We start from the raw sequence: 8,398 nt of genomic DNA, 5'->3' as shown, positions 1-8,398 counted from the left end.
CTGGTGCGGCTTGTGACGGGGCACCCACCGCAACGCAACCAACAAAGCAACCGGCGGCCGCCCAACGCAACAGGCGTGCCATCAACCTACGAACGGCGCGGAGCCCCCGATCAGATTGCCGGGGGTCTGGGGGCAGCGCCCCCAGGGGAAAGCACGCAACAGAACCATCCGCACGCAACAGGGGAACGCCACGGAATCTACGAACCAGTGATCAAATCCCGATACCACTCACCGCTCCGCTTCAAGACCCGCTCCTGACTCGAGTAGTCCACCCGAACAAGACCGAACCTCTTCCCAAACCCATACCCCCACTCGAAGTTGTCCATCAACGACCAAGCCAGGTACCCCCGGACATCAGCCCCACCCCGGACAGCATCGGCAACAGCCGAGATGTGCGACCTCAGATACTCAACCCGATCCTCATCGACAACCCGCCCGTCCCCAGAGACGACATCGTCAAAAGCCGCCCCGTTCTCAGTGATCACCATCGGCACCCCGTAGTCCGCCTGCAACCGCAGCAACAACGAGGTGAACCCCTCAGGAACGATCTCCCACCCCATGGCGGTGACCGGCCGCCCAAGCGGCACAACCCCACCAGCAGAATGAACATGAGACGTGTAGTAGTTGACCCCGATCACATCAACAGGCGCAGAAATGATCGCAAGGTCACCCTCGACCACAGGCAGGGAAGCCCCAGCAGCAGCAACATCGGCAAGCACGTCATCCGGATAACGCCCGAACACCAACGGATCCATGTAGATCCGAGTCCCGAACCCATCCGCACGCCGGGCAGCATCCACATCACCGGGATCAGACGACGCAGCCGAGTGCGACCCCATGTTCAACGTGATGCCGACAGACGACGCCCCACGGGACCGGAGCTCCTGAGCAGCGAGCCCGTGCCCCAGCAACAGGTGGTGCACCGCCCGCATGGCCTCGGAGAAGTTGGTCCGCCCGGGCGCGTGCCGTCCGCTCTCGTACCCGAGCATCGCCGAGCACCACGGCTCGTTCAACGTGGTCCAGGTCGGCACCCGGTCCCCGAGCGCGTCGTGTACCAGACCGGCGTACTCCAGGAACCGGTAGGCGGTGTCCCGCGCAGGCCACCCGCCGGCGTCCTCCAGCTCCTGCGGCAGGTCCCAGTGGTAGAGCGTCAGCCAGGGGTCGACGCCCTTCTCCAGCAGGGAGTCGACCAGCCGCGAGTAGAAGTCGATGCCGCGGGAGTTGACCGGCCCCCGGCCACCGGGCTGGACCCGCGGCCAGGAGACGGAGAACCGGTACTTGTCCACCCCGAGCCCGGCGATCAGGTCGACGTCGGAGGACATCCGGTGGTAGTGGTCGCAGGCCACGTCACCGTTCTCCCCGTTGACGACCGCTCCCGGCCGGCGGGAGAAGGTGTCCCAGATGGACAGACCGCGGCCGTCGACGTCCCAGGCCCCCTCGATCTGGTACGCGGAGGTGGCGACGCCCCAGAAGAAGTCGGTGGGCAGCCCGTCGGTCACGTCAGACACGCGCGTCCTCCAACCAGCAGGCGACCCGGCGCCGGTCCTCCACCAGCTCCAGCGACGGCATCCGCTCCGCGCACACGTCCATCGCGGAGGGGCACCGGGGGTGGAACGGGCACCCGGACGGCATGGACCGCAGGTCCGGCGGTGACCCCGGAATCCCGCGCAGTTCCCGGCGAGGACCGCGCAGCGCGGGGAACGACGACAGCAGCCCCTGGCTGTAGGGGTGCTTGGCGGCCTGGTAGATCTCGGAGGCCGGGGCCTCCTCGACCACCCGCCCGCCGTACATGATCGCGATCCGGTCGGAGAACTCCACCAGCAGCGAGATGTCGTGCGTGATGAAGACAACCGAGAACCCGAGGGTCTCCCGGAGCCGCATCATCTGGCCGAGGATCTGCCGCTGCACCACCACGTCCAGCGCGGTCGTCGGCTCGTCCATGATCACGATCTCGGGTTCGAGGGCCAGCGCCATCGCGATCATCACACGCTGCCGCATGCCGCCGGACAGCTGGTGCGGGTACGACGACAACCGCTCGGTGGGAATCCCCACCAGCGACAGCAGCTCCCGGCCGCGCGCGACCCGTTCGGCCCGCGACATGGCGGGCCGGTGGGTGCGCAGCACGTCGTCGATCTGCGTGCCGACCGAGATCACCGGGTTCAGGGCGTTCATGGCGCCCTGGAACACGATGGCGATCTCGCTCCACCGCAGGACCTGGAGCTTCTTCTCGTCGATCGACAGCAGGTCCTGGCCCTTGAACAGCACCTCACCGGACGGCACGCGGCCCGGTGGCTGCAGCAGGCGGGTCGCGGCGTAGGCGAGGGTGGACTTGCCGCTGCCGCTCTCCCCCGCGAGTCCCAGCACCTCGCCGGCGTTCAGGGTCAGCGAGACGTTGTGCACGGCCCGCAGGGAGCCGTAGTCCACCGAGAGATCGCGGATCTCCAGCACCGGGGTCATGCGCGCACCTTCCGCAGGCGGGGATTCGCGTACTCGTCGATCCCGAAGTTGATCAGCGCCAGTGCCGTGCCCAGCAACGCGATGCACAGGCCGGCGGGGACGAACCACCACCACGCGCCCAGGCCGAGCGCCTGGTTGCTCTGCGCCCAGAACAGGATCGTGCCCCAGTTCCAGGTCGACAGCGAGATGACGCCGACGAACGACAGCGTGATCTGGAGCATGACCGCGAAGATCACCGTGCCGACGAAGCCGGACGCGATCACCGCCATCAGGTTGGGCAGCACCTCGAACACGATGATGCGCCACGTCGACTCGCCGGACGCGCGAGCCGCCTCCACGAAGTCGCGGCGCCGCAACGACATCGTCTGGGCACGCAGCACCCGCGCACCCCACGCCCACGCGGTCAGCGAGATCACCGCCGCGATCAGCACGGTGTCCGCCGACGGCAGCATCGACGCCACGATGATGATCAGCGGCAGCGCCGGGATCACCAGGAACACGTTGGACAGCATGGACAGCGCCTCGTCGGCCGCGCCGCCGAGGAACCCGGCCGTCACGCCGACCAGGATCGACAGGAACGTCGCCAGCACGCCGCAGACCAGCCCGACGACCATCACTCCCCTGGTGCCCACGAGCACCTGGGAGAAGATGTCCTGACCGGTCATGGTCGTGCCGAACCAGTGCGATCCCGAGGGCGGCGACAGCAGGTCGTCGCCCATCGCGGACGGGTCGTACGGCGCGATCCACTCGCCGATCACGGCGATCAGCGTGAAGAAGGCCAGGATGCCCAGGCCCAGTTTCGTCTTGAAGTTCATCAGCCCTCCCGCCGCGTGCGCGGGTCCAGCAGCAGGTAGCCGATGTCCGCGAGCAGGTTCGCCACCAGCACGGCCAGTGTGATCACCAGGAACACGCCCTGCATCAGCGGGTAGTCCTTCGCGCCGATGCCCTGGAACAGCACGTAGCCCAGGCCCGGGTAGGAGAAGACCATCTCGACCAGCAGGGCGCCGCCGACGATGAAGCCGAGCGACAGCGCGAAACCGGAGATCGACGGCAGCACGGCGTTGCGCGCGGCGTAGGCGAACATGACCCGCTTCTGGCTGAGTCCCTTCGCCTTCGCGACGAGCACGTAGTCCTCCGCCGTCACCGTCACCATCATGTTGCGCATGCCGAGGATCCAGCCGGCCACCGAGCTGACCACGATCGTGACGCCCGGCAGCACCGCGTGCTCCAGGACGCTGCCGACGAACTCGCCCGAGAACTCCGGCACCAGGCCCGGCGCGTAGCCGCCGGACGCCGGGAACAGCGGCCACGTCACGGAGAACAGCGAGATCGCGATCAGCCCGAGCCAGAAGTACGGGATCGACGACAGGAACGTCGTCATCGGGATGAGGTTGTCCATCCACGACCCGCGCTTCCAGCCGGCGTAGACGCCGAGCAGCGTGCCGAGCAGGAACGCGATGACCGTCGTGACGCCGACCAGCCCGAGCGTCCACGGCAACGACTGCGAGAGCACGTCCGCGACCGGGGTCGGGAAGAACGTGAACGACAGCCCGAGGTCGCCCTGCAGCAGCGCGCCCCAGTAGTCGACGTACTGAGCCCAGATCGACTTCTTCTCGTCGAGCCCGAACAGCACGTACAGCGAGGCCATGGCGTCGCTGTTGAGCCGGCCGCCGAGCTTGGTGATCATCGCCTGCACCGGGTCGCCCGGCAGCAGGCGCGGCAGCAGGAAGTTCGCCGTGATCGCCGCCCACAGCGTGACGAGGTAGAAGGCGGCGCGGCGCAGGAGGAACGTCATGCCGCCGCCTCCACGTACAGCCAGCACGCCGCCCAGTGCCCGGAGGGGTCGACCTCGGTGCGCGGGGGCGCCTCGGTCCAGCAGCGGGACTGCACCTTCGGGCACCGCGGCGCGAACCGGCAGCCGGTCGAGACCTGGCCGGTCTCCTCCACCGGTGCGTCGAGCGCGACGACCGACCGCTCGGGGTCGGGCGCCGACTCGATCAGCAGCTGCGTGTACGGGTGGGCCGGCTTCTGCGTCACGGTCTCGCTGTCGCCGCCCTCGACGATCTGCCCGCCGTACATCACGAACGTCTCGTCCGCGAAGTAGCGCGCCGACGCGATGTCGTGGGTGATGTAGAGGACCGCGAGCTTGAGCCGTTCCTTCAGGTCCAGCAACAGGTTCAGCACGCCGAGCCGGATCGAGACGTCCAGCATGGACACCGGCTCGTCGGCGAGCAGCACCTCGGGGTGCGCCGCGAGCGCGCGGGCGATCGCGACGCGCTGCCGCTGACCGCCCGACAGCTCGTGCGGGTACCGCGAGGCGAAGTCGGCGGGCAGGTTCACCCGCTCCAGCAGCTGCTCCACCGTCTCGGGCCGCCGGTGGATCTTCAACGGCCTGGTGAGGTGGTAGCGGATGGTGTGGATCGGGTTGAGCGAGGCGAACGGGTCCTGGAACACCATCTGGACCTTGCGCCGGTACTCCCGGACCCGCCGCACCCGTTCGCCGTCGAGCAGGATCTCACCCGAGGTGGGCTCGACCAGTCGCGCCAGCAGCTTCGCCACCGTCGACTTGCCGGACCCCGATTCGCCGACGAGGGCGGTCACGCGCCCGCGGCGCAGGACGAGGGAGACGTCCTGCACCGCACGCACGCGCTTGTAGGTCTTGACCAGACCCTTCGCTTCAAGCGCGACTTCGTTCACTAGGACCCCGCAGGCTTCAGCTTCATGACGATCTGGAGCGCGTTGGGCAGCGTGGCCTGCGGCGGACCGTACGGGTCCTCCTCGGTCGGCCAGCCGACCCAGCTCTTCGTGCTGTACTCCGCGCCGATCGGACCCGCGGAGGTCGGGATCATCGGCACCTGCTCCACCATGATCTTCTGGAGCACCGCGAGGCTCTTGGCGCGCGCGGCGTCGTCGGTGGCGTTCGCGTACTCCGCCAGCGCCGCGGTGGCCTCGGGGTTGTTGTAGCGACCGAAGTTGACCGCCGCGGTCTGCCCGATCGGCTTGATCTCCGCCGAGTCCATGATGTTCTGGTACATCTCGTACGGCGTCGCGCCGGTGTTGGTCCAGCGCAGCGAGCCCTGGAACGCGCCGTTGGCGAAGTCGGTCGTCCACGCGTCCGCGGTCTGCGTGCGCACGGTCGCCTCGATGCCGATCTTCTTCAGGTCGCTCTTGATGATGTCGAGCACCGTCAGGTAGTCGGACCAGCCGGACGGGTTGGTCAGCTCCAGCGTGACGGGCTTGCCGTCGGGCGCCTTGAGCACGTCGCCCTCGAGCTTGAACCCGGCCGCCGCGAGCTTCTGCTTGGCCGCGTCGACGTCGATCTTGAACTTGGCGTCCTTGTACTCCGGCGCGAGGAAGGAGTCACCGGCGGGCAGCGGCATGCCGGTCTTCGACTCGAGCTTCGGGAACAGGCGGGCCTCACCGCGGACGAAGATCGCCTCGCGGTCGATCACGTCGCTCATGGCGGCGCGCAGGGCGGCGTTGTCGAACGGCGCGACGGTCGTGTTCAGCCACAGGCCGTGGATGCCGAGGCCGGCCGGGAACCAGAGCTTGTGGTTGGCCGGGTCCTTGTCCACGTACAGCTTCTGGTAGTCCGGGATGAAGACGTACGACCACTGGCTCGCGCCCGACGCCAGCGCGGTGGTCTGCGCCGTGTTGTCGTTGTACGAGGTGTACTGGATCTCCGGGACCTTGGGGAGCTCCTGCCAGTACTCGGTGCGCCGCGCGATCGTCACCGTCTGCGAGGTGAACGACTTGAGCTGGTACGGGCCCGTGCCGACCGGGTTCGGGTTCGTGTAGGTCGTCGGGTCGGGGACGGTGCTCCAGACGTGCTGCGGGATCACCATCGCGCTGATGACCTTGTTGCGGTTCACGAACTGCGGCGAGGCGAACGTGACCTCGACCTTGCCGTCCGGCGTCGCCGTCGCGGTCTCGACCTTGAGCGAGTCGCGGTTGTTGAGCGCCGGCCACTTCTTCAGGATCTCGTACGAGAAGGCGACGTCGGCGGCCGTGAGCGGCTTGCCGTCGGACCACTTCACGTTCTCCCGGAGCGTGAAGGTGACCTTCTTGTAGTTGTCCGCCCAGTCCCACTTCGTCGCGAGCCACGGCACCGGTTCCTGGGCGGGACGGGTGTTGTTCACGAACGCCAGCGGCTCGTAGATCTGGTAGCGGTAGCCGAGCGAACCCGCCGCCGACGTGGGCAGGAACGGGTTGTGGTTCTCGGTCAGGGGCCCGTTGGGCATGCCCACGGTCAGCACCCCGGAAGCCTTGGTGGCGCCACCAGAGGAGCAACCGGTCGCCGCGAGCGCCAGTGCTAACGCGACGATGACTGTTCTGCGCATGGGGGAGTCTCCCGATACGGCGAAGCATGAGAGCGCTCTCTCATGCGGACGGCGAACCAGCCAGACCGCGCGCGGCCTGGCCGGAACGTGTTGAGTTGTGGGTGGGTCAGGGCGCGGATTCGCGCACGATCAACGAGGTCGGCAGCACCAGCGGGTGGTCGGGCATCGGCTGTCCCTCGAGCGTGGAGAGCAGCATCCGCGCGGCGGCGGCGCCCATCTCCTGCGCCGGCTGGCGGATCGTCGTCAGCCGGGGTTCGGTCTGTCCCGCGACCGGGACGTCGTCGAAGCCGACCACGGACACGTCACCGGGGACGTTCCTGCCGGCTTCTCGCAGTGCTCGCAACACACCGACCGCGGAGATGTCGTTCTGCGCGAACACGGCGTCGAACGGGATGCCGCTGGCGATGAGCTTGTCCACGGCGACCTCCCCGCCTTCCTGGGTGAAGTCGCCGTCCACGATCAGGTCCGGGTGCAGCGTCAGGCCCGCTTCCGCCAGCGCGAGGCGGAACCCGTCCAGCCGCGCCTGCGTGCACCCGAACGTCGGCGGCCCGGTGACGACGGCGAACCTGCGGCGACCAGCCGCGACGAGGTGCCTCGCGACATCCGCGCCTCCCTGCCGGTTCGTCGTCGTCACCGAGGGGAACTCCGGGTGGGAACCGCGGTCGTCGATCATGACGACCGGCAGGCCCGCCCGGTAGAGCGTGGAGATGTAGTGCAGGGCGTCCGGCGGCTCGACCACCAGCAACCCGTCGAAGGCGTTGGCGGACACGTGGTTCGCGAACTGGTTGAGCGACTCCGGCCCGCGGTTCAGGGTGTAGAGCAGCAGCCCGTACCCGTCGGCCTCGAGCTCGTCGACGATGCCCTGCAGGACCTCGCCCATCCACGGCCACGTGAGCGACGGCGCGAGCATCGCGACCGTCCGGGTGCGCCCCCTCGCGAGACCGACGGCACGGGCGCTCGGCACGTACCCGATCTCGTCGATGACCTTGCGAACGCGCTGCGCGGTGCTGGCGTCGACGTCCGGCTTGCCGTTCAGCACACGTGACACGGTCGCCTTGGACACCTGGGCGCGTTGGGCGACCTCAGCGATCGTGACACGCATGCCGAACTTCCTTCCGCCGCCTCTGAAACCGGTTTCGGTACCGGTTCCGCTGAGGTGTGACGGAGTCAACAGCCTGGCGTGAGCATTCGTCAAGACTCTTGCCGGAACTTCGTGGGAGCGTTTCCACGGCTGCGCTCATCACCGCAGGTGGGACCCGGTCGTACTCCAGGAAACCGGGACTTCCGAGGCCCCTTGATCGATTCCACACCCGCAGCGGTGTTGGGCTTTTCGGAGTAGCAGGAACACGTCTCAGTTCGTGCAGAATTGACTTCCATGGGGGTTGTCACGGCGGTCAGCCGCAACGAGGAGTACACGTTCACCAAACCGGTGCGGGAGGCCATCACGCTGCTCGCCGGTCTGGGGGTCGAGGGCGACGTCCACCAGGGCGTCACGGTGAGGCACCGGTCGCGCGTCGCGAAGGACCCGACGGCGCCGAACCTGCGCCAGGTGCACCTGATCCACGCCGAGCTCTTCGACGAGCTGCGCGACAAGGGCTACG

Annotated in this window: 7 protein-coding genes and 1 pseudogene; 1 reads left to right on the top strand and 7 read right to left on the bottom strand. The window is 68.0% G+C overall.

From position 1 onward, the window contains the following. Positions 1 to 197: 197 nt before the first annotated feature. The 7 genes from VF330_RS28735 to VF330_RS28700 all read right to left on the bottom strand — a co-directional run bounded on the left by VF330_RS28735 (position 198) and on the right by VF330_RS28700 (position 7,899). Entirely contained in the window at positions 198 to 1,508 is a 1,311-nt protein-coding gene (locus VF330_RS28735) for a GH1 family beta-glucosidase (protein ID WP_330854816.1), read from the bottom strand. After that, positions 1,501 to 2,457, bottom strand: coding sequence for an ABC transporter ATP-binding protein (locus VF330_RS28730; RefSeq protein WP_330854815.1), 957 nt, complete (start codon positions 2,455 to 2,457; stop codon positions 1,501 to 1,503). Before VF330_RS28730 ends, VF330_RS28735 begins: the two co-directional genes overlap by 8 nt. Continuing rightward, a complete protein-coding gene (locus VF330_RS28725; RefSeq protein ID WP_330854814.1) occupies positions 2,454 to 3,272 on the bottom strand; it encodes an ABC transporter permease in 819 nt (272 codons plus the stop codon). The genes VF330_RS28730 and VF330_RS28725 overlap by 4 nt, the downstream gene beginning before the upstream one ends. Beyond that, positions 3,272 to 4,252 (bottom strand): ABC transporter permease, encoded by a 981-nt coding sequence (locus VF330_RS28720; protein WP_330854813.1) that lies wholly within the window; start codon positions 4,250 to 4,252, stop codon positions 3,272 to 3,274. The genes VF330_RS28725 and VF330_RS28720 overlap by 1 nt, the downstream gene beginning before the upstream one ends. After that, positions 4,249 to 5,154: an ABC transporter ATP-binding protein gene (locus tag VF330_RS42005; RefSeq protein WP_349257472.1), complete on the bottom strand. Its 906-nt coding sequence runs from the start codon at positions 5,152 to 5,154 to the stop codon at positions 4,249 to 4,251. The genes VF330_RS28720 and VF330_RS42005 overlap by 4 nt, the downstream gene beginning before the upstream one ends. Next, complete coding sequence (locus VF330_RS28705) at positions 5,154 to 6,797, bottom strand: ABC transporter substrate-binding protein (protein WP_330854812.1); 1,644 nt, start codon at positions 6,795 to 6,797, stop codon at positions 5,154 to 5,156. Before VF330_RS28705 ends, VF330_RS42005 begins: the two co-directional genes overlap by 1 nt. A gap of 106 nt (positions 6,798 to 6,903) precedes the next feature. Beyond that, complete coding sequence (locus VF330_RS28700; RefSeq protein ID WP_330854811.1) at positions 6,904 to 7,899, bottom strand: LacI family DNA-binding transcriptional regulator; 996 nt, start codon at positions 7,897 to 7,899, stop codon at positions 6,904 to 6,906. A gap of 273 nt (positions 7,900 to 8,172) precedes the next feature. Between VF330_RS28700 and VF330_RS28695 the strand changes: the two are divergent. Next, a pseudogene (locus tag VF330_RS28695) lies at positions 8,173 to 8,398 on the top strand (MOSC domain-containing protein); the annotation flags it as partial.

It is taken from the genome of Lentzea sp. (assembly GCF_036380075.1).
In the GTDB taxonomy this organism is placed as follows: Bacteria; Actinomycetota; Actinomycetes; order Mycobacteriales; family Pseudonocardiaceae; genus Lentzea.
This window is presented reverse-complemented; position numbering and strand designations above follow the sequence as displayed.

What these genes read in the sequence shown, in the direction of transcription:
- VF330_RS28730 (WP_330854815.1), bottom strand. Translation starts at nt 2,457, where the DNA reads ATGACCCCGGTGCTGGAGATCCGCGATCTCTCGGTGGACTACGGCTCC.
- VF330_RS28725 (WP_330854814.1), bottom strand. Translation starts at nt 3,272, where the DNA reads ATGAACTTCAAGACGAAACTGGGCCTGGGCATCCTGGCCTTCTTCACG.
- VF330_RS28720 (WP_330854813.1), bottom strand. Translation starts at nt 4,252, where the DNA reads ATGACGTTCCTCCTGCGCCGCGCCGCCTTCTACCTCGTCACGCTGTGG.
- VF330_RS28705 (WP_330854812.1), bottom strand. Translation starts at nt 6,797, where the DNA reads ATGCGCAGAACAGTCATCGTCGCGTTAGCACTGGCGCTCGCGGCGACC.
- VF330_RS28700 (WP_330854811.1), bottom strand. Translation starts at nt 7,899, where the DNA reads ATGCGTGTCACGATCGCTGAGGTCGCCCAACGCGCCCAGGTGTCCAAG.